This window comes from Rhizobium sp. BK289, from assembly GCF_014193575.1.
Taxonomy (GTDB): domain Bacteria; phylum Pseudomonadota; class Alphaproteobacteria; order Rhizobiales; family Rhizobiaceae; genus Rhizobium; species Rhizobium tropici_C.
In genome coordinates this window covers 125636-148358 of record NZ_JACHZO010000003.1, presented here as the reverse complement: position 1 = coordinate 148358, position 22723 = coordinate 125636, and the positions used below count along the sequence as shown (strand labels likewise).

Annotated in this window: 20 protein-coding genes; 16 read left to right on the top strand and 4 right to left on the bottom strand. The window is 61.1% G+C overall.

The window, feature by feature from the left end; translation table 11 throughout:
- Positions 1-4: 4 nt before the first annotated feature.
- The 7 genes from FHT84_RS06895 (at position 5) to FHT84_RS06865 (ending at position 7824) form a co-directional block, all read left to right on the top strand.
- On the top strand, positions 5-754 hold the full coding sequence (locus FHT84_RS06895; protein ID WP_113249136.1) for a DUF4241 domain-containing protein: 750 nt from the start codon (positions 5-7) through the stop codon (positions 752-754).
- Positions 751-1278 carry a hypothetical protein gene (locus tag FHT84_RS06890; protein ID WP_246698481.1) on the top strand — a complete coding sequence of 176 codons (528 nt, stop codon included), beginning with the start codon at positions 751-753 and terminating at the stop codon, positions 1276-1278. Before FHT84_RS06895 ends, FHT84_RS06890 begins: the two co-directional genes overlap by 4 nt.
- Positions 1275-2030, top strand: coding sequence for an SDR family oxidoreductase (locus FHT84_RS06885; RefSeq protein ID WP_113249135.1), 756 nt, complete (start codon positions 1275-1277; stop codon positions 2028-2030). Before FHT84_RS06890 ends, FHT84_RS06885 begins: the two co-directional genes overlap by 4 nt.
- An 18-nt stretch (positions 2031-2048) precedes the next feature.
- Positions 2049-2687 (top strand): LysE family transporter, encoded by a 639-nt coding sequence (locus FHT84_RS06880; protein WP_113249179.1) that lies wholly within the window; start codon positions 2049-2051, stop codon positions 2685-2687.
- 141 nt (positions 2688-2828) lie between these two features.
- Entirely contained in the window at positions 2829-4235 is a 1407-nt protein-coding gene (lpdA, locus tag FHT84_RS06875) for a dihydrolipoyl dehydrogenase (RefSeq protein WP_183761514.1), read from the top strand.
- Between the two features lie 113 nt (positions 4236-4348).
- Positions 4349-7210 carry an insulinase family protein gene (locus FHT84_RS06870; RefSeq protein WP_113249133.1) on the top strand — a complete coding sequence of 954 codons (2862 nt, stop codon included), beginning with the start codon at positions 4349-4351 and terminating at the stop codon, positions 7208-7210.
- Positions 7211-7311: 101 nt separating this feature from the next.
- Entirely contained in the window at positions 7312-7824 is a 513-nt protein-coding gene (locus FHT84_RS06865; protein WP_169645136.1) for a DUF2867 domain-containing protein, read from the top strand.
- Here the strand turns inward: FHT84_RS06865 and FHT84_RS06860 are convergent.
- Together FHT84_RS06860 and FHT84_RS06855 are read right to left on the bottom strand one after the other, a co-directional pair.
- Positions 7802-8893: a TraB/GumN family protein gene (locus FHT84_RS06860; RefSeq protein WP_112341354.1), complete on the bottom strand. Its 1092-nt coding sequence runs from the start codon at positions 8891-8893 to the stop codon at positions 7802-7804. The two genes, FHT84_RS06865 and FHT84_RS06860, sit on opposite strands and share 23 nt — an antisense overlap.
- Before the next feature lie 148 nt (positions 8894-9041).
- The gene (locus FHT84_RS06855) at positions 9042-9977 is read right to left on the bottom strand and encodes a tyrosine recombinase XerC (protein WP_183761739.1); all 936 of its coding nucleotides are present in this window, start codon (positions 9975-9977) and stop codon (positions 9042-9044) included.
- Between the two features lie 246 nt (positions 9978-10223).
- Between FHT84_RS06855 and FHT84_RS06850 the strand changes: the two genes are divergently transcribed.
- From FHT84_RS06850 to FHT84_RS06840, 3 genes are read left to right on the top strand one after another with little or no spacing between them, the layout of a single operon-like run.
- A complete protein-coding gene (locus FHT84_RS06850) occupies positions 10224-11168 on the top strand; it encodes a 1-acyl-sn-glycerol-3-phosphate acyltransferase (protein WP_112341353.1) in 945 nt (314 codons plus the stop codon).
- 26 nt (positions 11169-11194) lie between these two features.
- Positions 11195-12331 (top strand): AAA family ATPase, encoded by a 1137-nt coding sequence (locus FHT84_RS06845; protein ID WP_112341352.1) that lies wholly within the window; start codon positions 11195-11197, stop codon positions 12329-12331.
- Positions 12332-12380: 49 nt separating this feature from the next.
- Positions 12381-14612: a primosomal protein N' gene (locus FHT84_RS06840; RefSeq protein WP_113249177.1), complete on the top strand. Its 2232-nt coding sequence runs from the start codon at positions 12381-12383 to the stop codon at positions 14610-14612.
- A gap of 2 nt (positions 14613-14614) precedes the next feature.
- Here the strand turns inward: FHT84_RS06840 and FHT84_RS06835 are convergent, their stop codons facing one another.
- A complete protein-coding gene (locus tag FHT84_RS06835) occupies positions 14615-15670 on the bottom strand; it encodes a nucleotidyltransferase domain-containing protein (RefSeq protein ID WP_113249175.1) in 1056 nt (351 codons plus the stop codon).
- 259 nt (positions 15671-15929) lie between these two features.
- Here FHT84_RS06835 and FHT84_RS06830 point away from each other — a divergent pair, with 259 nt between their 5' ends.
- From FHT84_RS06830 to FHT84_RS06805, 6 genes are all read left to right on the top strand, one after another.
- Positions 15930-16313, top strand: a complete 384-nt coding sequence (locus tag FHT84_RS06830) for a DUF4345 domain-containing protein (RefSeq protein WP_113249131.1) — start codon at positions 15930-15932, stop codon at positions 16311-16313.
- Positions 16314-16575: 262 nt separating this feature from the next.
- A complete protein-coding gene (locus FHT84_RS06825) occupies positions 16576-17142 on the top strand; it encodes a F0F1 ATP synthase subunit delta (protein WP_113249130.1) in 567 nt (188 codons plus the stop codon).
- Positions 17142-18671 carry a F0F1 ATP synthase subunit alpha gene (gene atpA / locus FHT84_RS06820; RefSeq protein WP_069613405.1) on the top strand — a complete coding sequence of 510 codons (1530 nt, stop codon included), beginning with the start codon at positions 17142-17144 and terminating at the stop codon, positions 18669-18671. The genes FHT84_RS06825 and atpA overlap by 1 nt, the downstream gene beginning before the upstream one ends.
- A 28-nt stretch (positions 18672-18699) precedes the next feature.
- Entirely contained in the window at positions 18700-19584 is an 885-nt protein-coding gene (locus FHT84_RS06815) for a F0F1 ATP synthase subunit gamma (RefSeq protein WP_015341388.1), read from the top strand.
- Between the two features lie 24 nt (positions 19585-19608).
- Positions 19609-21039, top strand: a complete 1431-nt coding sequence (gene atpD / locus FHT84_RS06810; RefSeq protein ID WP_069613407.1) for a F0F1 ATP synthase subunit beta — start codon at positions 19609-19611, stop codon at positions 21037-21039.
- Between the two features lie 77 nt (positions 21040-21116).
- On the top strand, positions 21117-21524 hold the full coding sequence (locus FHT84_RS06805; RefSeq protein WP_095436050.1) for a F0F1 ATP synthase subunit epsilon: 408 nt from the start codon (positions 21117-21119) through the stop codon (positions 21522-21524).
- 236 nt (positions 21525-21760) lie between these two features.
- Here the strand turns inward: FHT84_RS06805 and FHT84_RS06800 are convergent, their stop codons facing one another.
- Complete coding sequence (locus tag FHT84_RS06800) at positions 21761-22666, bottom strand: LysR substrate-binding domain-containing protein (protein ID WP_113249129.1); 906 nt, start codon at positions 22664-22666, stop codon at positions 21761-21763.
- Positions 22667-22723: the final 57 nt, after the last annotated feature.

Sequence of the window (22723 nt, the reverse complement as noted above, 5' to 3'; positions counted from 1 at the left end):
GATCATGTCGACATGGCCCATGCGGATGCTGCGCGGATTGATGTGCGCCGTCGCCGCATGGGTGCCATCGTCCGCAGCGACGGCCGAGATCGACATTTCCAAGTTCAGCAGCAATCTCGATCTGGCGTCGCTTGGCGACGCCGATCTTGCGGCCCGCTCGATCAGCGTGCTGCGCATCGGCAAGGTCGAGCTGACTTCCGGGCGCATCGTCGCCAGCGATCCGCTCGTCGGGCCTGATCGCCCGGCGCTCACTCGCACCGTTTCCCCCGGTGATTATCCCGTCACTCTCTATCAGGCTTTCGGCCGCATCGCCGCAGCCAGCATGCGCTTTGCCGAGGGCAGGTCGGTGCGCTGGGAACTGGCGGTAATCCCCGGCCAGGACATCAATTCGCTGAAGAATGACGAATTCTTCGGCTATCCGGTCGATGCCGGTCTCGGCTGCTACATGGATGCCGACACCTATGCGCTGATCCAGGAACGCGAAAAGCAGGTCCAGCTGGAGAAGGCGTCGTCCGACATCAATTACTATGATGATGTTCTCGCGTCCGAACTGAGCGCCAACAGCGACAGCTATGTCATGCATCGGCCGATAGCGGGCAAGCGCGGCAACGTCGCTATTTTCTGGAGCGGCTGGGGCGACGGCTTCTATCCGGTCTTCTGGGGGCTCGATGCCCGCGGCCGGCCGCTCGTTCTGTTTACCGATTTCGGCGTGACTGAAAATGCCGATGGCCGGCATGAGCCGGAAGGGGAATGACCATGCCGGCTCAGAACATGATGGCACGGCTGGCCTCGATGCTCTTGATAACATTCGCCTGTGTGGTCGCTCCCGTCTCTGTCCATGCGGAAGAATGCGTGCAGGAAAAGGCCGTCTACGTCGATATGGACAATGCCTATGAGTTGCGGTTCGAGCCGATGGGCTCGGAATCATCGGTCAGCAATAGGTTCAAGCTCGCCGTGCGCAATACCACCATCGTGGCCGAAGGCATCGTGATGCGCAGTGACGATCGGCTGCGCGCCGATGGCCGGATCATGTTCGAATGCCCCGAGGGCGATGTCACCGGCGCGGATCTCCGGGCCTGTACCGTCTGGCAGGGCATGGTCTACGCCTCCGATCTGAAGGGCCATATCCGGGCATTGCCGGCGGAAGGCGAGAGCGCTGCAGACCGGCTGTTCCTGCCGGCACTTGGTCCTTCGATCCAGAAGTCGTCCCTCTGGGGCAAGGGCAAGGCAACTGTCGCGCCCTGGGATGTCCTTAGTCTGAAAGGATGCAATCAATGACCGACGATACACCTGTGCTTCTCGTGACCGGCGGCAGCCGCGGCATCGGCGCTGCGGTTTGTCTGGCTGCCGCTCAGCATGGCTGGGCCGTGGCGGTCAATTATGCGTCCAACAAGGATGCGGCCGAGGCTGTGGTGGCAACGATCCGCGAGGCCGGCGGTGAGGCGATTGCAATCGCCGCCGATGTCGGCAAGCCCGAGGATATCAAAGCCATGTTTGCCAAAGTCGACACGCATTTCGGCCGCATCGACGGACTCGTCAACAATGCCGGCATCGTCGATACCATCCAGCGCCTGGACGAGATGACGCCGGAGCGGCTCGACCGCATGTTCCGCATCAACATCACTGGCTCGATGCTGGCGGCCGCCGAAGCCGTGCGCCGCATGTCGACCCGGCATGGCGGCAAGGGCGGAGTGATCGTCAATCTCTCCTCCATGGCGGCAACGCTTGGCGGCGGCGGGCAATATGTCGACTATGCCGCCTCCAAGGGCGCAATCGATACGTTCACTGTGGGGCTCGCGCGCGAGGCGGCGGCGGAAGGCATCCGCGTCAATGCGGTGCGGCCGGGCATCATCGATACCGATATCCATGCAGCTGCCGGCCTGCCGGATCGGGCGCGCGATATCGCACCGCAACTGCCGATGAAACGGGCGGGAACGGCCGATGAGGTTGCCGACGCCATCCTCTATCTCTTGAGCCCGCACGCATCCTATATAACGGGTGCCGTGCTCGATGTGAGCGGTGGCCGCTGATCAGAACGGATGGATGACATGCAGTATATTCTCGAATTTCTCGGCCTGATGGCGGTGTTCTCGATCTTCATCGTCGTTCCGGGCGCCGATTTCGCCGTGATCCTGCGGCAGAGCATCTTGCATGGCCGCCGCGCCGCCATGATGACGGGGCTCGGCATGGGCTTCTCCCTGCTCTTCCACATCAGCTACACCATTCTCGGCCTTGGCTTGATCGTGTCGCAGTCGCTTGTCCTGTTCAGCCTGATCAAATGGGCTGGCGTTCTCTATCTCGTCTATCTCGGCTTCAAATCCTTCCGCCAATCCGGCTTTCAGGTGAAGGATGTCGAGATCACCGAGGAAGATCGCAAGCCGGTTTCCGTCTGGCGCTGCCTGGCGACGGGCTTCATCACCAATGCGCTGAACCCGAAGCCGGTGCTGTTCTTCCTGTCGCTGTTTTCGACGCTCGTCCATCACGATACGCCGGCGCTCATCCAGTTCAGCTACGGCATCGGCATGGCAACGGCGCTTGTCGCCTGGTTTGCCGGCGTTTCCACCTTCTTCACCGTCAAGCCGGTCCGCGATCGCTTCATCGCATCGGGCAAATGGTTCAACCGCATCACCGGAGCGGCGCTCGTCGGCTTCGGCATCCGCCTCGCCTTGGCACGGGCGACCGATTAGAGCCGGATGATTTTAGGTCGAATCGACCTAAAATCTGAATCCGCTCTAGAATCAAAGAAGTAGAGCATGATGTCGTCCGAAAACCGCTCACACTTTTCGGCATCATGCTCTAAAACAGATACAAAACAAGGAAATTAAAAAATGTCCTACGATGTGATCATTATCGGAACCGGCCCCGGCGGCTATGTCTGCGCAGTCAAGGCAGCGCAGCTCGGCCTGAAGGTCGCGGTCGTCGAAAAGCGCGCGACCTATGGCGGCACCTGCCTCAATGTCGGTTGCATTCCGTCCAAGGCGCTGCTGCACGCTTCCGAAGTGTTCCATCATGCCGGCCATGGCATGGATGCCCTCGGCGTCGAAGTCGACGCACCGAAGCTCAATCTTGAAAAGATGCTGGCGCACAAGGATGCGACCGTGAAGTCGAACGTCGACGGCGTCGCCTTCCTGTTCAAGAAGAACAAGATCGATGCCTTCCAGGGCACCGGCAAGATCGTTTCGGCCGGCAAGGTTTCCGTCACGGCTGACGACGGCAAGGTCACCGAGATCGAAGGCAAGAATATCGTCATCGCCACCGGCTCCGACGTCGCCGGCATCCCGGGCGTGCCGCTCGAGATCGACGAGAAGGTCATCATCTCGTCGACCGGCGGCATCGCGCTCGACAAGGTTCCGGGCAAGATGATCGTGGTCGGCGGCGGCGTCATCGGCCTTGAGCTCGGTTCGGTCTGGTCCCGTCTCGGCGCCAAGGTCACCGTCGTCGAATATCTCGACACCATCCTCGGCGGCATGGACGGCGAAGTCTCCAAGCAGTTCCAGCGCATGCTCGCCAAGCAGGGTATCGAATTCCATCTCGGCGCCAAGGTCGTCGGAGTCGAAAAAACCGGCAACGGCGCGAAGGTCACCTTTGAACCGGTCAAGGGCGGCGACAAGGTCGTGCTCGATGCCGATGTCGTTCTCGTCGCCGCCGGCCGCAAGCCGTACACGGCAGGCCTCGGCCTCGAGGAAGCCGGTGTGGCGCTCGACAATCGCGGCCGCGTCGAGATCGATGGCCACTTCAAGACCAACCTCGCCGGCATCTATGCCATCGGCGACGTCGTGAAGGGGCCGATGCTGGCACATAAGGCGGAAGACGAGGGCGTTGCGCTTGCCGAGATCCTCGCCGGCCAGGCCGGCCATGTGAACTACGATGTCATTCCGAGCGTCGTCTACACGCAGCCGGAAGTCGCCTCCGTCGGTAAGACCGAGGAAGAGCTGAAGGCTGCGGGCATCGCCTACAAGGTCGGCAAGTTCCCGTTCTCGGCAAACGGTCGCGCCCGCGCCATGCTGGCGACGGACGGTTTCGTCAAGATCCTCGCCGACAAGGAAACGGATCGCGTTCTCGGCGGCCATATCGTCGGCTTCGGCGCCGGTGAAATGATCCACGAGATCGCCGTGCTGATGGAATTCGGCGGTTCGTCGGAGGACCTCGGGCGCACCTGCCACGCGCATCCCACCATGTCGGAAGCCGTCAAGGAAGCCGCGCTCGCGACCTTCTTCAAACCGATCCATATGTAAGATCGGACGATCCCGACGCGACAAGCGCCGGGATTGCAATGCTTGCCTGATGATGCGATGTACAGAGCTCCCGTGCATCGCATCATCCAATCGTTCTCACCGACAAAGCAAGCATGTCACGTCAAAACCCAGCCGCTTACCCATCCCTGAAACTTTTCGTTGCGACGGCGCTTGCATTCCTCGTTGTCGTTGCGGCACCTGTGCATGCCGAATCGCTGGCCGCGGGCTGGCCTCAGGCGGTCAGCGATCTGCCGGTGGAGCAAGGAATCCGCTTCGGGACTTTGCCGAACGGCATGCGCTTTGCCGTCATGCACAATGCGACACCGGCCGGCCAGGTGGCGATCCGCTTCCGTATCGGCGCCGGTTCGCTGCAGGAGCGCGACGATCAGCAGGGTCTGGCGCATTTCCTCGAGCATATGGCCTTCAAGGGCTCGACCCATGTTCCTGAAGGCGAGATGGTGCGCACCCTCCAGCGCCTGGGTTTGGCTTTCGGCGCGGATACGAACGCTTCCACAAGCTACGGCGAAACCGTTTATGCGCTGGATCTTCCCGAAGCCAATCCGGAGACGGTCTCGACCGGATTGATGCTGATGCGGGAGACGGCCAGCAAGTTGACGCTCGATGCCGGCGCCTTCGACCGCGAGCGGGGAGTGATTCTCTCGGAAGAGAAACTGCGCGACACGCCGCAATATCGTGGCGGCACCGGTTTGCTTGCTCAGCTGCTGCCGGGGCAGCGTGTGCCGCAGCGCCCGCCCATCGGCAAGACCGATATCATCCGCAATGCTCCGGTCGATCTCGTCCGAGACTTTTACCGCAGCTATTATCGCCCGGATCGCGCCACGCTGATCGTCGTCGGCGATATCGATGCCGCCGCCATCGAAGCTGATATCCGCAACCGGTTCGGCAATTGGGCCGCCGCCAGCGCGGCGCCCGCCGACCCTGACCTCGGTACTCTCCAAAGCTATGGAAAGCGGGTCGGCACAGTCGTCGTGCCTGGCGGTGCGACCCGCGTGCAACTTGCCTGGACGCGGCCCTATGATGCCTCGCCGGATATGGTCGTCAAGCGCCGCGCGCAGCTGGTGGAGGATATCGGCCTTGCCGTTCTCAACCAGCGTCTATCCCTTCTGGCGCAGCAGCCCAATCCGCCCTTCGTTAGCGCGCAGGCCGGTGCGCAGGACTTCTTCAAATCGGCCCATGTCGCGATGATTGCCGCCGATAGCGATCCCACCAAGTGGCAGCTTGCCCTGGCAGCTATCGATCAGGAGCAGCGCCGTCTTGCGCAGTTCGGTGCCGACCAAAGCGAGATCGATCGGGAAATTGCCGAATATCGCTCCACGCTGCAGGCTGCAGCGAGCGGAGCTGCGACGCGCACCAGCCCGGATATCGCCGGATCGCTTGCCTGGAGCGTCGGCGAGAACCTGGTTTTCACCTCACCTGCCGACGATCTCACGCTGTTCGATGCCGCGATGAAGGGGCTGAGCGCCAGCGAAGTCAATCAAACTCTTCAGCGCGTTTTCTCCGGCAACGGTCCGCAGCTCGTGCTGCAAATCCCGCAAATGCCCGAGGGTGGCAATACCGCCGTCGAGAAGGCCTATGCCGAGTCGCGCGCCGTTGCGGTCACCGCGCCGGAACAGGCGGCCGCGGTCGCATGGCCCTATACTAATTTCGGGCAGCCTGGGACCGTCGTCGAACGGCGGTCGGTCGACGATCTCGGCATTATCATGGTTCGCTTTGCCAATGGCGTCCGCCTGACCGTAAAGCCGACCAAGTACCGTCTCGACGAAGTTCTGGTGCGGGCCAATATCGGCCACGGCCGGCTGGATCTGCCGCGGGACCGTCCGTTGCCGATCTGGGCGGCGCCGGCGCTGCCGCTGTCCGGCCTGAAGGCCATCAGCTATGACGATATGCAGAAGGCTTTTGCCGAAAAGGTCGTCGGCAATGACTTTGCTATCCAGGATGCCACCTTCAAATTCGAGGGTGCCACGCGGCCGCGCGATCTGGCGGCGCAATTGCAGCTTCTGACGGCCTATGCTTCGGATCCGGCCTATCGTCCGGACGTCTTCAAGCGGGTGCAGCAGGCCTATCTGAACAGTCTTGATCAGCTTCAGGCGACGCCGGGCAGCGTGGTCGGCCGCGAATTGCCCGGTCTCCTGCATTCCGGCGATCCGCGCTGGGTATTCCCGAACCGGTCGCAACTGCTCGATGCCAAGCCGGAAGATTTCGAGACGCTTCTGCAGCCGCTCCTTTCCAAGGGACCGATCGAGGTCATCATCGCCGGCGACGTCGAGGTCGACGATGCCATTCGCATGACGGCCGAGACCTTCGGCGCGCTGCCGCCGCGCAGCGACGCACAAGGCCAGGTGGATGGCGCCGATGTGCATTTTCCCGCACCGACCAGGGAGCCGGTCATCCGGCTTCACGACGGTCGAAGCGACAATGCCGGCGCAGCCGTCGCCATGCCGATCGGCGATTTTCTCTCGGATCTGCCGAGAGCCGCGGCCGCCAATGTGACCGGGGCGATCCTGCAGAATCGCCTGATCGACCAGTTCCGCCTCGCCGAGGGAGCAACCTATAGTCCGCAAAGCGAGGTCGATCTGTCGAGGTCGATTCCGGGCTATGGCTTCGCCTACGCCTATGTCGAGACGACGCCGGCCAAGCTGGATCACTTCTTCGATCTAGTGGACAAGATCGCCGGCGATCTGCGCAGCGGAGATGTCTCGCCGGATGAGCTGACGCGCGCGAAGGCTCCGATCATCGAGGAGGTCAAACGGTCGCAACAGACCAACAGCTACTGGCTTCAAAGCCTGCAGAACGCCCAGACGGATCCGCGTCGCCTCGAACGGATTCGCAGCGGCATCGGCGGTTACCAGGCTGTAACAGCACAGGACGTTCGCGCCATCGCGACCACCTATCTGAAGCCGGCAACCTCCTGGCGGATGAAGATATTGCCGGCCGGTGGATCGGCGGTGCGTTAGTCCATTATCTGCCGGCCAAATTGCCGCAGTCGGCATTTGCCGATCGGGTCGCATCGCAATGTGTGGTAGCCTTCAGACGTCGAATAAAGACGGATGAAACCATGTCCGCAAGGCCTCTGATGGTGAAGCCCCTTATGCCGCATCCCGCATTGCCGGATGCCGATTGGGCTGACTGCTACGAACTGAAGATCCCGAACTCGGACCTGACGGCCATTGCTGCCGCCCGAACGATGCTCAGCCGCTTTCCATATTGGGTGCGGTTGCTGATACGAGTGCGCGATGTGGTAACGGGGTTGTTCGGCTTGAGATCCACCAGCGATCTTCGAGCAGAGGAGTTGGAAAAGATCGGCTTCTTTCCCGTCGTCAGCAAATCAGACAATCAGGTCGTGCTCGGGTTCGACGATCGGCATCTCGATTTTCGCGTCGTCATCGACGTGCGTGATGACGATCAGGGATGCCGGCTGATCGATGCCACGACGCTCGTCCGGCGGAACATATTGCTTGGCCGGATCTATCTCGCCATCATCACGCCATTCCACCGGCTGATCGTCGCGACGACGCTTGCCAATTTGGGTAAGCGGATGCAAGCGGTCAGTTCGCAGCCGTCACTGTAAAGCCCTGCTTGCGCAGCAGCGCAACGAGCCCTTGGTCGCCGACGAGGTGCAGTGCGCCGACGGCCATGAAGGCATTACCCTTGTCGAGAACCGGCGCGGCGCGTTCGGCCATCACCTTGTTGCGATCGAGGATGATGCGCTGCTCGAAGGCGGCGGTATCGTCGTCCGTGATCTTCTGGTCCGGTTCGATCACCTTCAGCATCGGGATCATCGCGCCGATATTGCCGGCGAGATAAAGGCCGGTCATGGTTTCGTTGACGTCGTTGATCTTGTTGCCCATTTCGAGCGTCTGCATCAGCGACTTCAGATGCAGCGCGATCGGCAGATCGCTCATGGCCTTGGCCTGCTCGGCCAGCGTTTCGAGGCCCACGACCTTCTTACCCTCGGCGGCGGCATCGCCGGCGAGCTTCTGGTCGAGAAACTTTGCACCAGCTGCCTTGCGGCGGACCTCGCAGCCGGTCATTTCGAAGGAGCTCGAGATCAGCCAGGGCTGCATGCGCGAGACGGCGGCGAGCGTCAGGCCGCGCTCCTTCAGACCGGCTTCGAGCCGGGTATTGTCTTCAGGCGACAGATGCTCGCTGATCGTCGATCCGTCGGTCAGCATCGTCAGGGAAGGATTGGAAAAAAGCGCAAGGGCCGCCTTCTTGTCATCCAGGATCTCGTCGGATTCGACGATGATCGTATCGGCTCCCGCAGCAGCGTCGGCTGCACCTTTCGGCATGGTGAGCACGCGGGAATCCGAGACATGCATGGTGCCGAGCAGCCATGACGGCTTCAGGCCGGGCTTTTCGATCTTCCAGAAGATGCCCTTGCCATTCTCCACCTTGTCGCCGGCGGCGATGATGGAGGCATATTTGGCTGGATCGGTCTTTTGAAGTTCGGCCATGAGATCCTTGCCGCCGCAGCTATCGGAGATTGCGCCTTCCGCATGCGCCTGCTGCAGCGTCAGCATCGTCGCGATCAGCAGGATCGCCAGCATCAACGGAATAGCCGTGGCAAGCCAAAGCAGGATATCGCCGAGTGCCGGTTTCGTCGACCGCATCGTCCTGGATCCGAGGGCAGAAATCATCAAAATCTTCCGTTCGCAGAGGCGTGATCCCTAACGCTCGAAAGCGGCTTTCGGGAGGCATGCCGAGACATGGTTCTGCTTTATGCGCACGAGACGGAGATTTCCTTAACGCAAGGAGTTAATCTTTTCTTACACGTGCGAACAGGCCTTACGCGCGGGGATGAGCGCGGTCGTAGACCTCGAGCAGGCGTGAGGAATCGACGCCTGTATAGACCTGCGTCGTCGAGAGGCTCGCATGGCCGAGCAGTTCCTGGATCGTGCGCAGGTCGCCGCCGCCGGCGAGCAGATGGGTGGCGAAGGAATGGCGCAGGGCATGCGGCGTCGCCGTATCCGGCAGGCCGAAGGCGCTGCGCATTTTCTGCATGCCGTGCTGGATGATGCCCGGCTGCAGCTTGCCGCCGCGCGCACCGCGAAAGAGCGGACCGTCCGCATCGAGATGATACGGGCAAATCGCCCGGTAGTGGCCGACCGCTTCGACAACGATCGGCAGCAACGGCACCAGCCGGGTCTTGTTGCCCTTGCCGGTGATGCGCAGCGAGGTTGCGCCCGGCGGAAAATCCTGCGGCTTCAGATCCAGTGCTTCGGAAATGCGCAGGCCGCAGCCATAAAGCAGGGTCAGCACCGCCGCATCGCGCGCGGCGATCCATGGTTCCTCGTGCAGCTGCGCCTCATCGCTGACGACAGTGATCGCCTGCTTGTCGGAGAGCGGCTTGGGAAGCGATTTCGGCTGCTTCGGCGAACGCACGGCGGCGGCACCGGCGGCGTTGACCAAACCCTTCTTTTCGAGGTAGCGCAACAACGAACGAAGCCCGGCAAGATTGCGCCCGAGCGAGCGCGCGCCGGCTCCATCCTTGCGGCGCGCGGCAAGAAAGGCGCGGAAGTCGGCGGGGCGCAGGTCGCGAATATCGGCGATCGTCGCCGGACCGCCGAGATGGCCGGTGAGAAACGTCAAAAACTGCCGCGTATCGCGCTCATAGGCATTCAACGTGTGAGCCGCGAGCCGTCGTTCCCGGCCGAGTGCGTCGAGCCAGCGGCCGCGCTCCGCCATCAACCCTGGGTCGGCGATGATCAACAACTCGTTCAGTGGAAAACCCCTTGAAATTCGGATTCCTTCTGCCACTTTGAAGGAAGGAAGGTTATGGAATCGCTAACTTTCCCGCTGCTTCCGGCGCGTTTTCCTTCGTGCTACGGGGATGCAGCTCGACTTCAATGAAACTGCATATGGTCGATTCCGAATCTCGGATGGTTCGCCTTCCATATGCGAGGCGCTTGTCATGCTTCGATCATATTCGATTGCGATAGAATATTTCCCAACCATTCAGGACACTTCATGGCACGCCGCGGGTCGATAACTGCACTGGGACAGATTGCAGAAGCAATCGCTTTGGTGTCCCAGGGTCAGCCCGGGCATATTGTCGATACTCTGATCGCAGAGCGCGGGCAAAAAATCGTGCGCAATCCGCTTTGGCCGTTCATGCGCCCGTTTCTCTACACGCTGCTGCGCTACAACAAGGCGATCGAATTCGCCGATGATGTCGCCAAGCTTTCGGGCTTCCAGTGCTTCGAATATATGAGCGACTTGTTGCGGCTCGATATCGGCGTGACCCATGCCGACCGCATTCCCGCTTCGGGCGGTTTCATCCTCGTCAGCAATCACCCCACAGGCATTGCCGATGGCGTCGCTGTCTTCGATCTTCTGAAATCGCGCCGGCCCGATATGATGATCTTTGCCAATCGCGATGCGGTACGCGTCAACCCGCGCTTTGCCGAGATGATCATCCCTGTGGAGTGGCGCGAGGAATATAAGAGCAAGCCAAAGACGCGCGAGACGCTGCAGCTGACCAACCGTGCCGTGGCGGAGGGCAAGGTCACCGTGCTCTTCCCATCCGGCCGTATCGCCTATTGGGCGAACGGCAAGCTGAATGAGCGGCCGTGGAAGACCTCGGCCGTGGGTCTGGCGCGCAAATACAATCTGCCGATCCTGCCCGTGCATCTGACGGCGCGCAATTCCGGCCTGTTCTACTGGTTCGCCAAATGGTCGACAGAGCTGCGCGACATGACCGTCTTCCACGAGCTGCTCAACAAGCGCGGCGACCGGTTCGATTTCCTTGTCGGCAATCTCATCCCCGTCGAGCATCTGGACGGCGACGTCAACGAGGTGACGAAGGCGCTGGAGAAGCATACGGTCTTCGATCTTGCAGCGGATGGAAACGCAACCTTCTCGCCGCTTGTGCCCCCAAAGCAGGATGAACCCCTGGTTTCGCATTCTCTTTGACAGGGGAATCGGCTAAACCGCGTGGCATGCAGCTACGCTCCATGTTTGCCCGGAATTATCGTTCCCTGCGCTCGATCCGCATGGATCTTTCCGATGTCAATCTGTTCATCGGCGAGAACGGGGTGGGCAAGTCCAATCTCTATCGTTCGCTGCAGCTCGTGCAGGCGGCGGTTCGTGGCCGGCTGGCGCATGAAATCTCCAGCGAAGGCGGGATGTTCTCGGCCATGTGGTCGGGCAAGCGGCGTTCGCATGAGTCCCCTCGTATCCGCTTCGATATCGAGCTGCTCGACATGGAACGGGCGGCGACGTTCCGTTACTGGATCGAAGCGGGCATGCGGCCGCCCTGCGCCTCCGCCGGCTTTCCGCTGGAGCCGCAGGTCAAGGCCGAGGAGCTTTCGGTCGAGACCGGGCGGCGGCCGGTGACGATGATGAAGCGCGACGGGCCAGGCATTTCCGTGCGCGGCGTGAGCGGCCGCATGCAGCCGCATCCCGAGAACGCCCTGACTTCCGAAACGGCGGTCGCGTTGCTGGGTGATGCCGGTCATTTTCCCGAGGTCGGCACGTTCCGGCGCGCCGTTGACGCCTGGCGATTCTACCACGGCTTCCGCACAGATCGCGGCTCGCCGCTGCGTGCGCCTTGCCTTGCCGTGACGTCTCCCATGCTGGATGAGGATGGCGCCAATATCGCCGCCGTTTTCGCAACCCTCGTCCATACGCGCGAGGATACTGTCGAGCTGGACCGGGTTCTTGCCGCAGCGCTCGGAGGGGCGCGGCTCGTGGTGCCGGAGCCACAGGAAACGGCGGATTTCGGCCTGATGCTGCCCGAGTTTCCCAATCGCGTCTTCCAGCCGCGCGAGCTCTCCGATGGCCAGATCCGCTTCCTTGGTCTCGCCGCCGCCTTGATGTCCTACCGCCTGCCGCCGCTGATCGCGCTCAACGAGCCGGAGGCGAGCCTGCATCCCGACATGCTGGTGCCGCTTGCCGACATGATCGCTGAGGCCGCAAAGACGAGCCAGATCTGGATCGTTACCCATTCCGAACGTCTGGCCGAGGCCGTGCGCGAACGCTGCGGCGCGAAGCCGCGCCGGGTGATCCGTGAGGACGGCTCCACCTGGATCGACGGCATGAGGTCGACTGGCGAGATCGATGATGACGACGAGTAGCGGCAATCCGGGTTTTCTTTTTTGTCTGTCCGGGGCATGGTCTGGCGCAATGAGCAAAGATTCTTCCGATCTGTTCGGTGCGCTTTTCGAGGCGGCGCCCGCGAAGTCTATGATGAGCCGTACGGTTCCCGTTCTCGTGCCGATGCCGGCGCCGCGGGCCTATTCCTATGCCGTGCCCGAGGGATTGGCGGTGGAGCCGGGTTCGGTCGTGCAGGTGCCGCTCGGGCCGCGGCAGGTGATCGGCGTCGTCTGGGATGGCGAGGATGATGGCGGTGTCGATCCGAAGAAGCTTCGGCCGATCAGCCATGTGTTCGATTGTCCGCCGCTCGGCAAGCATATGCGCGATTTCATCGATTGGGTTGCCGCCTATACGCTGTCGCCGCCGGGGCTGGTGGCACGCATGGCGCTTCGAGCGCCGGCCGCCTTCGACCCCGAACCGATGATCGAAGGCTTGCACTTCATCGGCGGGCAGCCGGAGCGGCTGACGCCGGCTCGCGCCAAGGTGATGGAGATTGCCGCCGATGGATTGTCGTGGACACGCACTGGGCTTGCGCATGCGGCGGGTGTGTCCACCAGCGTCGTCGACGGGCTGATCGCGCAGGGCATTTTCGAGACCATCTTCCTGCCGCCGCCGCCCGTCGTCGCCAAACCGGATCCCGAATTCACCGCGTCGCGGCTGCAGGGGCCGCAGAAGGATGCTGCCGATGAGATCCTGGCCGATGTCCGCAAGGGCGAGTTCGCGGTTTCCCTGATCGACGGCGTTACCGGCTCCGGCAAGACGGAGGTCTATTTCGAGGCCATCGCCGAAACGCTGAGGCGTGGCAAGCAGGTGCTGATCCTGCTGCCGGAAATCGCGCTGACGGCAAGCTTTCTGGAGCGTTTTCAGGATCGCTTCGGCGCCAAGCCGGCCGAATGGCATTCCGATCTTGCGCCGCGCATGCGCGAGAAAGTCTGGCGCCAGGCGGTCACCGGCGAGGTGCGGGTCGTGGCCGGGGCGCGTTCGGCGCTCTTCCTGCCTTTCGAGGATCTCGGCCTCATCATCGTCGATGAAGAGCATGACCCTGCCTACAAGCAGGAGGATCGCGTCTATTATAATGCGCGAGATATGGCCGTGGTGCGCGGCCGCATCGGCGATTTTCCCGTGGTGCTGGTGTCGGCGACCCCATCAGTGGAAAGTCAGGTCAACGGCCAGAGCGGGCGCTACACGACAATCCACCTGCCGACGCGCTTTGGCGATGCGGCTCTTCCCGACCTGCATCTGATCGATATGCGCCGGCATGCGCCAGAGCGCGGGGGCTTCCTTTCGCCCGTGATGATCCGCGCGATCGGTAAGACGGTTGCCAAGGGCGAGCAGGCGCTGCTGTTCCTCAACAGGCGCGGCTATGCGCCGCTGACGCTCTGCCGCGTCTGCGGTCATCGCTTCCAGTGCCCGCAATGTTCGAGCTGGCTGGTGGAGCACCGCTTCCGCAACCAGATCCAGTGCCATCAATGCGGCTATGCCGAGCGCACGCCGGAGGCCTGCCCCGAATGCGGCACGCTCGACCATCTCGTTGCCTGCGGTCCGGGCGTCGAGCGTATCGCGGAAGAGGTGGAGCGGCATTTCCCCGAGGCGCGGACGATCGTGCTCTCCTCCGACATCATGGGCGGCGTCAAGCGGCTGAGACTGGAGCTCGACGCCATTGCCAAGGGCGAGGCTGATATCGTCATCGGTACGCAGCTCGTCGCCAAGGGACACAATTTCCCGCTGATGACGCTGGTCGGCATCGTCGATGCGGATCTTGGCCTGGCGAATGGCGATCCGCGCGCCGCCGAGCGGACGTTCCAGCTCCTGTCGCAGGTGACAGGACGCGCCGGGCGAACCGGCCTCAAGAGCCATGGTCTGCTGCAGACCTACCAGCCGCAACACCCGGTGATGCAGGCGATCGTCTCGGGCGATGCCAGCGCCTTTTACGAGCGGGAGATTTCGGAGCGGGAGAGGGCCATCTTGCCGCCCTTCGGCCGGCTCGCCTCGATCATCGTCTCGGCCGACACGAGGCAGGATGCCGAAACCCACGCCCGCGGCATGCGCAATGCGGCGCCGCAGGTTTCGGGTATTTCGGTGCTCGGTCCGGCAGAAGCGCCGATCGCGCTGGTGCGCGGCCGCCATCGCTTCCGCCTGCTCGTGCATGGCCGGCGCAATTCCGACATGCAGGGTTTTCTGCGCGCGATGCTGGCGCAATCCCCGAAGGAGCGCGGCTCCGTGCAGGTGCAGCTCGATATCGATCCGCAAAGCTTTCTGTGAGGCTACCAATTCGGCTCGATTTTATCGTCTGGCGACTTCGAGACTGTTTGTTCCAACTCATGAGACAGCTTTCGCAGGCCCTTCGGAATAGCGCCGAGTACGGGGTCGTCAAATCGAAGATGCGGCAGATAACGGCCTATCATGTTTGCGACCGCATGAGCCTGCGCTTCATCGCGGAGTTTCTTCAGTGGGTCACGATCTTCCCGGCGTGAAAGCCAAAGCTTGTGCAAGGCAAAACTTCTGGGATCGGGGCACGTATATTGTACGGGGTAGCCGCGTTCATCAAGGACAATGGCCGCCACTTTAGGGCTATTAACCAGCCATTGCAGGCCCTCTATTTCGACGGCAGCCAGATCATCCTCATTCTGCCCAATACTGGCGGGCCTTGAATTGCTGATGGGATGCGATGGCATGGGGCCGATCAAATCGACAAGATATCCATCCTTGTTTGCCGCGCGGAAACTCCGCTTACCAAGTGAATGAAAGGATTTGTCGGCAGTGCGTAGGATACCCATCAACCCTTCCGCGCCGATATTCCTTCGCAAAAGATTGAGGTTTGTTCGCGCGTCGAAAAGCAGATCGATGTCGCCGGTTGCGAGGAGACCGCTCTCGATCCTGATGCCGCCAAGTCTCTCATAGAGAAAAAGCGCATTCGTGCCGACAATATCCAGAGCGCTACCGATAAGATCGGCCCTATTGAGCGCCCGCAGAATACGCGCGGTTGTTAATGGCATTCTGCCAAGTCGCATAGCTCGATTGATAGCCGCCATTTCGTCGAGCTTGGTTGATAATGTGGCCAAGTGCTGCCGACGTTCGTTTCTTCCCTCATGAAATTGGTGGTAAGTTTGCTCAGTGTCGGAAGAGCGTGGGCCAAGTGATTTCCATGCGGTCTTTGCCTTGCGATAAAGGTAGTCGCGTCCGGAAACTGTTTTCCACGCCATGGCGCCTGCAAATCGATGGGACAACTCGGCATTTACGGCAAGCCACGCCTCGAACAGCTGCTCCGTATCGATGGTCTGCCTTATTTGATCGCTCTTTAATTCGCTGAAATAAAACAATTTATCCCTTTTGGAAAAATATCTTGCTAAAAGGGGATAAATTCTCCTCCGCAAAGAGGCGGCGTCAGCGGCAAATTATCCCCTTTCCTCAAGAATAACATAAAAAAAGGGATAATCTACGTATTTTCAAAACATTAACGCAGTTACATATATCCTGCGACGAAGTGCTTTCATTCCGTATTCCCTCTTCCTGCGCTTCATGCCATATGTCGATCTCCTCCTGTGATTGATTTGATTTGGGCTGATTTGAGGGCGACCGATGGAGCTTTATTTTCCGACAGAATTCGGCGAGCGGCTTGCCTATTGTTCGGCTGCCGCCACGGCGCTGATCGGCCTCTTCCTGATGTTTGCGCCGGGTTACACCTACCGCTTCCTCAAGCTGCAGGTGAAGGAAGGGCGATCCGAAGCTTATGCCGAGGCGCGCTCGGCCGGCGGCTTCATGGTTGGCTTCGGGCTGGTGGCGATCCTGCTTGCGCAGCCGATGATCTATCTCGCGCTCGGTGCTTCCTTCGGCGTCGCGGTGTTCGGTCGCATCCTGTCGCTGATGTCCGATCGGGGCAGTGTATTTTTGAGTCTTCTCCTTCTGGTTGTGCAGGCGATTCTTGCTGCGCTACCTTTTCTCTACGGTCTCGGCTATATTTGAGCTGAAAATGGCGCCGATGCGGGCTTTTTCGGCCGCGCTATCCCCATGCTTTTAGAATTTTGCCATCATAAATTCGCCCGAATGGCGTATTCGTCGATTACGCGTGTTGCGAGTCTCAATATCCTATGTTAGACGAACCCCGAATTTCGGATGAGGTGGGAGCGCACTCCTGCTGATTTCTGGGGGAAATCAAAACGAATTCAAGGACATATGGCTTCCGTCACCCGGAAGTTTGGTTCTTGGGTTGAAATCAGGGAATTTTGTGCCCGTGGCAGACACATCCCAGCATGTTTCTGGCGTTGCAGAACGATATGCCTCGTCGCTGTTCGAATTGGCCCTTGAAGAGGCTGCCGTACCGGCGGTGACCGCCGATCTCGATCGGTTCCAAGCCATGCTCGACGAAAGCGACGATCTGAAGCGCTTCGTCCTCAGCCCGGTCTTTTCGGCTGAAGAGCAGGTCGGCGCGATCGAGGCGCTGGCAAAGAAGGTCGGCTTCGGTGCCTATGTCACCAATTTTCTGAAGCTTGTGGCCAGCAACCGGCGCCTTTTTGCGCTGCCGGGCATGATCAAGGCTTTCCGCATCATCGCCGCCCAGCATCGCGGCGAGATTTCCGCCGAGGTCACCTCGGCCCATGCGCTGACCCCGGCGCAGGAAGATGAATTGAAGGCGGCGCTGAAGGGCGTCACCGGCAAGGACGTGACGATTGCCGTCACCGTCGATCCGTCGATCCTTGGCGGCCTGATCGTCAAGGTCGGTTCGCGTCAGATCGATACGTCCCTTCGCACCAAACTCTCCACCCTTAAGCTTGCATTGAAAGAGGTCGGCTGATGGATATCCGCGCCGCGGAAATTTCCGCAATTCTGAAAGATCAGATCAAAAACTTCGGCAAGGAAGCTGAAGTCTCCGAAGTCGGCCAGGTTCTCTCTGTCGGTGACGGTATCGCCCGCGTCTACGGTCTGGACAATGTTCAGGCCGGCGAAATGGTCGAATTCCCCGGCGGTATCCGCGGCATGGCGCTGAACCTCGAAGCCGACAATGTCGGCGTGGTTATCTTCGGCTCCGACCGTGATATCAAGGAAGGCGACACCGTCAAGCGCACCGGCGCGATCGTTGACGTTCCGGTCGGTCCGGAACTTCTCGGCCGCGTTGTCGACGCGCTCGGCAACCCGATCGACGGCAAGGGCCCGATCAATGCGACCCGCCGTTCGCGCGTCGACGTCAAGGCTCCGGGCATCATTCCGCGCAAGTCGGTTCATGAGCCGATGTCGACCGGCCTCAAGGCCATCGACGCCCTGATCCCCGTTGGCCGCGGCCAGCGCGAGCTCGTCATCGGTGACCGTCAGACCGGCAAGACCGCCATCATCCTCGACACGATCCTGAACCAGAAGTCCATTCAGGATAACGGTCCGGACAGTGAAAAGCTGTTCTGCGTCTACGTCGCTGTCGGCCAGAAGCGTTCGACCGTCGCCCAGTTCGTCAAGGTGCTCGAAGAGCGCGGCGCCCTGAAGTACTCGATCATCGTCGCGGCGACCGCTTCCGATCCGGCTCCGATGCAGTTCCTGGCTCCGTTCGCCGGCTGCGCCATGGGCGAATACTTCCGTGACAACGCCCAGCACGCCCTGATCGGTTATGACGACCTCTCCAAGCAGGCCGTTGCCTACCGTCAGATGTCGCTGCTGCTGCGCCGCCCGCCGGGCCGCGAAGCTTATCCCGGCGATGTTTTCTACCTGCACTCGCGCCTCCTCGAGCGCGCTGCAAAGATGAACGACGAGAAGGGCGCTGGTTCGCTCACCGCTCTGCCGGTCATCGAAACGCAGGGCAACGACGTTTCGGCCTTCATTCCGACCAACGTGATCTCGATCACCGACGGCCAGATCTTCCTTGAAACCGACCTGTTCTATCAGGGTATCCGCCCGGCTGTTAACGTCGGTCTCTCGGTTTCGCGCGTCGGCTCGTCCGCTCAGATCAAGGCGATGAAGCAGGTTGCCGGCTCGATCAAGGGTGAACTCGCCCAGTATCGTGAAATGGCCGCCTTCGCCCAGTTCGGTTCCGACCTCGATGCGGCAACGCAGCGCCTGCTGAACCGTGGTGCTCGCCTGACCGAACTCCTGAAGCAGCCGCAGTTCTCGCCGCTGAAGACGGAAGAGCAGGTTGCGGTGATCTTCGCCGGCGTCAACGGCTACCTCGACAAGCTGCCTGTTGCTCAGGTTGGCAAGTTCGAGCAGGGCCTGCTGTCGTACCTCCGCTCGGAAGGCAAGGACATCCTCGACACCATCCGTACCGAAAAGGCCATCAGCGACGCGACGAAGGGCAAGCTCACCGCTGCTCTCGACAGCTTCGCCAAGTCTTTCGCGTAATCGGGCCAAGCTCTAGGACGGATCAAGGATGCCTTCACTCAAGGATCTGAAAAACCGGATCGCCTCCGTCAAGGCGACGCAGAAGATCACCAAGGCGATGAAAATGGTCGCCGCGGCGAAGCTTCGGCGTGCGCAGGAGGCGGCCGAGGCCGCCCGGCCTTACTCGCAGCGCATGGCCGCTGTTCTGGCCAATATTTCGGCTGCCGTCAGCGATGCTGACGGTGCACCGCTGCTGATGACCGGAACCGGCAAGAGCGATGTGCATCTGCTCGTCGTCTGCACGGCCGAGCGCGGTCTGTGCGGCGGTTTCAATTCGCAGATTTCGCGCTTTGCCCGCGATCATGCCCGCAAGCTTCTGGCCGAAGGCAAGACGGTGAAGATCTTCACCGTCGGCAAGAAGGGCTATGACGTCCTTCGCCGCGAATACGCCTCGCTGATCGTCGAGCGCAAGGAATTGCGCGACGTCAAGCGCATCGGTTTCGACAATGCCGACGCCATCGGCAAGCGCATCATCGAGATGTTCGAAGCCGGCGAATTCGATGTCTGCACGCTGTTCTATTCCGAATTCAAGTCGGTGATCAGCCAGATCCCGACGGCACAGCAGCTCATTCCGGCTTCGGCTCCCGCCGTCGTCGAAGAAGATGCGGCCCACAAGGGCGCCGTCTACGAATACGAGCCGGATGCGGCTTCGATCCTCGCGGACCTGATCCCGCGCAACATCTCGGTCCAGATCTTCCGCGCGTTGCTCGAAAACGTCGCCGGCGAGATGGGCGCCAAGATGAGCGCGATGGACAATGCGACGCGCAACGCTGGTGAGATGATCAACAAGCTGACGCTGAACTACAACCGTCAGCGCCAGGCACAGATCACCAAGGAATTGATTGAAATCATTTCGGGCGCGGAAGCGCTCTGAGGTTAGGGAAAAGAGGGTAAGAATATGGCTGACGCAGCTACCCCCGCAGGTTCTGTCGGTAAGGTTACTCAGGTTATCGGCGCCGTTGTGGACGTTGCTTTCGACGGCGAGCTCCCGGCGATCCTGAACGCGCTTGAAACCGACAATAACGGCAATCGTCTGGTTCTCGAAGTCGCACAGCACCTCGGCGAAAATTCCGTCCGCACCATTGCCATGGACTCGACCGAAGGTCTGGTTCGCGGTCAGCCGGTCAAGGACACGGGCGCACCGATTTCGGTTCCGGTTGGACACGAGACGCTGGGCCGTATCATGAACGTCATCGGCGAGCCGGTCGACGAAGCAGGTCCGCTGAACACCTCCAAGAAGCGCGCTATCCACCAGGAAGCTCCGTCCTACGTCGAGCAGTCCACGGAAGCGCAGATCCTGGTCACCGGCATCAAGGTCGTCGACCTGCTCGCTCCTTATGCGAAGGGCGGCAAGATCGGCCTGTTCGGCGGCGCCGGCGTTGGCAAGACCGTTCTCATCATGGAACTGATCAACAACGTCGCCAAGGCGCACGGTGGTTACTCGGTGTTTGCAGGCGTGGGTGAGCGTACCCGCGAAGGCAACGACCTTTACCACGAAATGATCGAATCGGGCGTCAACAAGCACGGCGGCGGTGAAGGCTCCAAGGCCGCGCTCGTTTATGGCCAGATGAACGAACCGCCGGGCGCCCGCGCTCGCGTCGCTCTGACCGGTCTGACCGTCGCTGAAAACTTCCGCGATGAAGGCCAGGACGTTCTGTTCTTCGTCGACAACATCTTCCGCTTCACGCAGGCTGGTTCGGAAGTGTCGGCTCTGCTCGGCCGTATTCCTTCGGCCGTGGGCTATCAGCCGACGCTCGCAACCGACATGGGCCAGATGCAGGAACGCATCACCACGACGACGACGGGCTCGATCACCTCGGTTCAGGCCATTTACGTTCCGGCCGACGACTTGACCGACCCGGCACCGGCAACCTCGTTCGCCCACTTGGACGCAACGACCGTTCTGTCGCGCTCGATCGCTGAAAAGGGCATCTATCCGGCCGTCGACCCGCTCGACTCCACCTCGCGCATGCTCGACCCGATGGTCGTCGGCGAAGAGCATTATGAAGTTGCCCGTAAGGTTCAGTCGACGCTGCAGCGCTACAAGGCTCTGCAGGACATCATCGCCATCCTGGGCATGGACGAACTGTCCGAAGACGACAAGCTGGCCGTTGCCCGCGCCCGCAAGATCGAGCGCTTCCTGTCGCAGCCGTTCTTCGTCGCCGAAGTCTTCACCGGTTCGCCGGGCAAGCTCGTCGCTCTCGAAGACACGATCAAGGGCTTCAAGGGCCTCGTCAACGGCGAATACGACCACCTGCCGGAAGCTGCCTTCTACATGGTCGGCTCGATCGACGAAGCGATCGAAAAGGCCAAGAAGCTGGCTGCCTGATCAGGCCAATCCATCGGCGCGCGGCCTTGTCCGCGCGCCCTTGCCTTGCGAATAAGACAATCGAGAAGTGACGGGCCATGGCTGACAATTTCAATTTCGAACTGGTTTCTCCGGAGCGCCTGCTGCTGTCGGAACAGGTCATCGATGTCGTCATCCCCGCCAGCGAAGGCGAGATGACCGTCATGGCGAACCATGCGCCGACCATGACCACGATCAAGCCGGGCGTCGTCAAGGTGCATTCGGCTTCGGGCAAGAAGCAGGACTACGTCGTTTTCGGCGGTTTCGCCGACATCCTGCCGACCGGCTGCACGCTGCTCGCCGAATCCGCCGTTCCGGTCGAAGACATGAGCCGCGACGAGCTGGACCGCCGCATCAATGCCGCCAAGGCCGAGCTTGAAGATGCCGAGCATCATGAGCACAAGTCGCGCCTGGAGCATTTCATCATGGAACTCTCGCATCTGCGCGGCTCGATCCCGCAGGATTGATGAGATCCGAACAGCGATGAGTGAGATGAAAGCGGTCCTCTGGGCCGCTTTTTTGTTGTGATGTCATGCCTTTGCTGGTGCTGCTGTTCGGTAAGTCATGACCGAGGAAGTTAGCGTAGTCGCATATGAGGCGTGTCAGCTCAGCAATCCCTTCTCCCCAGCGGGGAGAAGGTGGGGAGGCAACGATTTCACATGCGGTTGCCCTGTAGGGTAGCCGGAATTTTTCCGAGCCCGCATCAGACCTGTTGCCCCTCCAACAGAAAGCGGTACAGCTGTGCCGCCTCCGGAGACAGCGCACGAAAGCGCGGCGCACCGAGATAATATCCGAAGCCGCTCTCGACACGATCCTGGCCCACTGTGACCAGCGCGCCGGATTGCAGATATTCTTCGATGAGACCGAGGCTACCAAGCGCGATACCTTCGCCCCTGAGTGCTGCTTCCACCGCCATGATGTAGGTCGAGAAGGACAGGCGCGGTCGCGGCAGCTTGCCCTTCAAGGGGTCACCAACGCGGCCGAACCATTGGCGGAAGCTGATCCAATGGGCGTTAGCGCGTTCGTAATCGATGAGATCGAGCCCGGCAATGTCGGCCGCCGTCAGTGCCTGCGGGTCGAGACCGCGGGCTGCCAGATAATCCGGAGAGGCAACTGGGATCAGCACTTCATTCAAAAGCGGCGTCAGGCTCCAGCGCGGATGCTCTCCGGTGGAATAGATGATGATGAGATCGTTGTTCTCCGAGGCGAGTTCGGAATGAACGTCGGTCGTCAGCAGGCGTACGGAGATGCCGGAGCTCTCCTTGCCGAAATCCCGCAGCCGTTGCCCGAGCCAGAGATGGGAGATGGAGCCGCTGGCCGCGATCGAGATGATTTCGCCGGTGCCTGCGCGAAAGGGCTCCAGGCTTTCCTCCAGATATTCCAGCGTGGCGCGGACGCGCTGAAACAGCCGCTCGCCGTCCGGTGTCAGTGCCAGATTGCGGCCACGCCGGGTGAAGAGCGTCGCGCCGAGATGATCCTCCAGTCCCTTGACGCGGCGGCTGACGGCGGCCTGGGTGATGTTGAGCTCGCGGCCGGCGCGAGAGAAGTTCATGGCACGCGCTGCCGCGTCGAAGACGCGGAAGGCCTCCAGCGGTATTTTCTCCAGCATCTGTTCTCCATGACTTCAAATCATCAATATTCCCGATAATTGCCCGGATTTGAAGAT

Bases quoted from the DNA above. Each gene is read 5' to 3' on its own strand.
- FHT84_RS06895 (WP_113249136.1), top strand. From the start codon at position 5: ATGTCGACATGGCCCATGCGGATGCTGCGCGGATTGATGTGCGCCGTC.
- FHT84_RS06890 (WP_246698481.1), top strand. From the start codon at position 751: ATGACCATGCCGGCTCAGAACATGATGGCACGGCTGGCCTCGATGCTC.
- FHT84_RS06885 (WP_113249135.1), top strand. From the start codon at position 1,275: ATGACCGACGATACACCTGTGCTTCTCGTGACCGGCGGCAGCCGCGGC.
- FHT84_RS06880 (WP_113249179.1), top strand. From the start codon at position 2,049: ATGCAGTATATTCTCGAATTTCTCGGCCTGATGGCGGTGTTCTCGATC.
- lpdA (WP_183761514.1), top strand. From the start codon at position 2,829: ATGTCCTACGATGTGATCATTATCGGAACCGGCCCCGGCGGCTATGTC.
- FHT84_RS06870 (WP_113249133.1), top strand. From the start codon at position 4,349: ATGTCACGTCAAAACCCAGCCGCTTACCCATCCCTGAAACTTTTCGTT.
- FHT84_RS06865 (WP_169645136.1), top strand. From the start codon at position 7,312: ATGTCCGCAAGGCCTCTGATGGTGAAGCCCCTTATGCCGCATCCCGCA.
- FHT84_RS06860 (WP_112341354.1), bottom strand. From the start codon at position 8,893: ATGATTTCTGCCCTCGGATCCAGGACGATGCGGTCGACGAAACCGGCA.
- FHT84_RS06850 (WP_112341353.1), top strand. From the start codon at position 10,224: ATGGCACGCCGCGGGTCGATAACTGCACTGGGACAGATTGCAGAAGCA.
- FHT84_RS06845 (WP_112341352.1), top strand. From the start codon at position 11,195: ATGCAGCTACGCTCCATGTTTGCCCGGAATTATCGTTCCCTGCGCTCG.
- FHT84_RS06840 (WP_113249177.1), top strand. From the start codon at position 12,381: ATGAGCAAAGATTCTTCCGATCTGTTCGGTGCGCTTTTCGAGGCGGCG.
- FHT84_RS06830 (WP_113249131.1), top strand. From the start codon at position 15,930: ATGGAGCTTTATTTTCCGACAGAATTCGGCGAGCGGCTTGCCTATTGT.
- atpA (WP_069613405.1), top strand. From the start codon at position 17,142: ATGGATATCCGCGCCGCGGAAATTTCCGCAATTCTGAAAGATCAGATC.
- FHT84_RS06815 (WP_015341388.1), top strand. From the start codon at position 18,700: ATGCCTTCACTCAAGGATCTGAAAAACCGGATCGCCTCCGTCAAGGCG.
- atpD (WP_069613407.1), top strand. From the start codon at position 19,609: ATGGCTGACGCAGCTACCCCCGCAGGTTCTGTCGGTAAGGTTACTCAG.
- FHT84_RS06805 (WP_095436050.1), top strand. From the start codon at position 21,117: ATGGCTGACAATTTCAATTTCGAACTGGTTTCTCCGGAGCGCCTGCTG.
- FHT84_RS06800 (WP_113249129.1), bottom strand. From the start codon at position 22,666: ATGCTGGAGAAAATACCGCTGGAGGCCTTCCGCGTCTTCGACGCGGCA.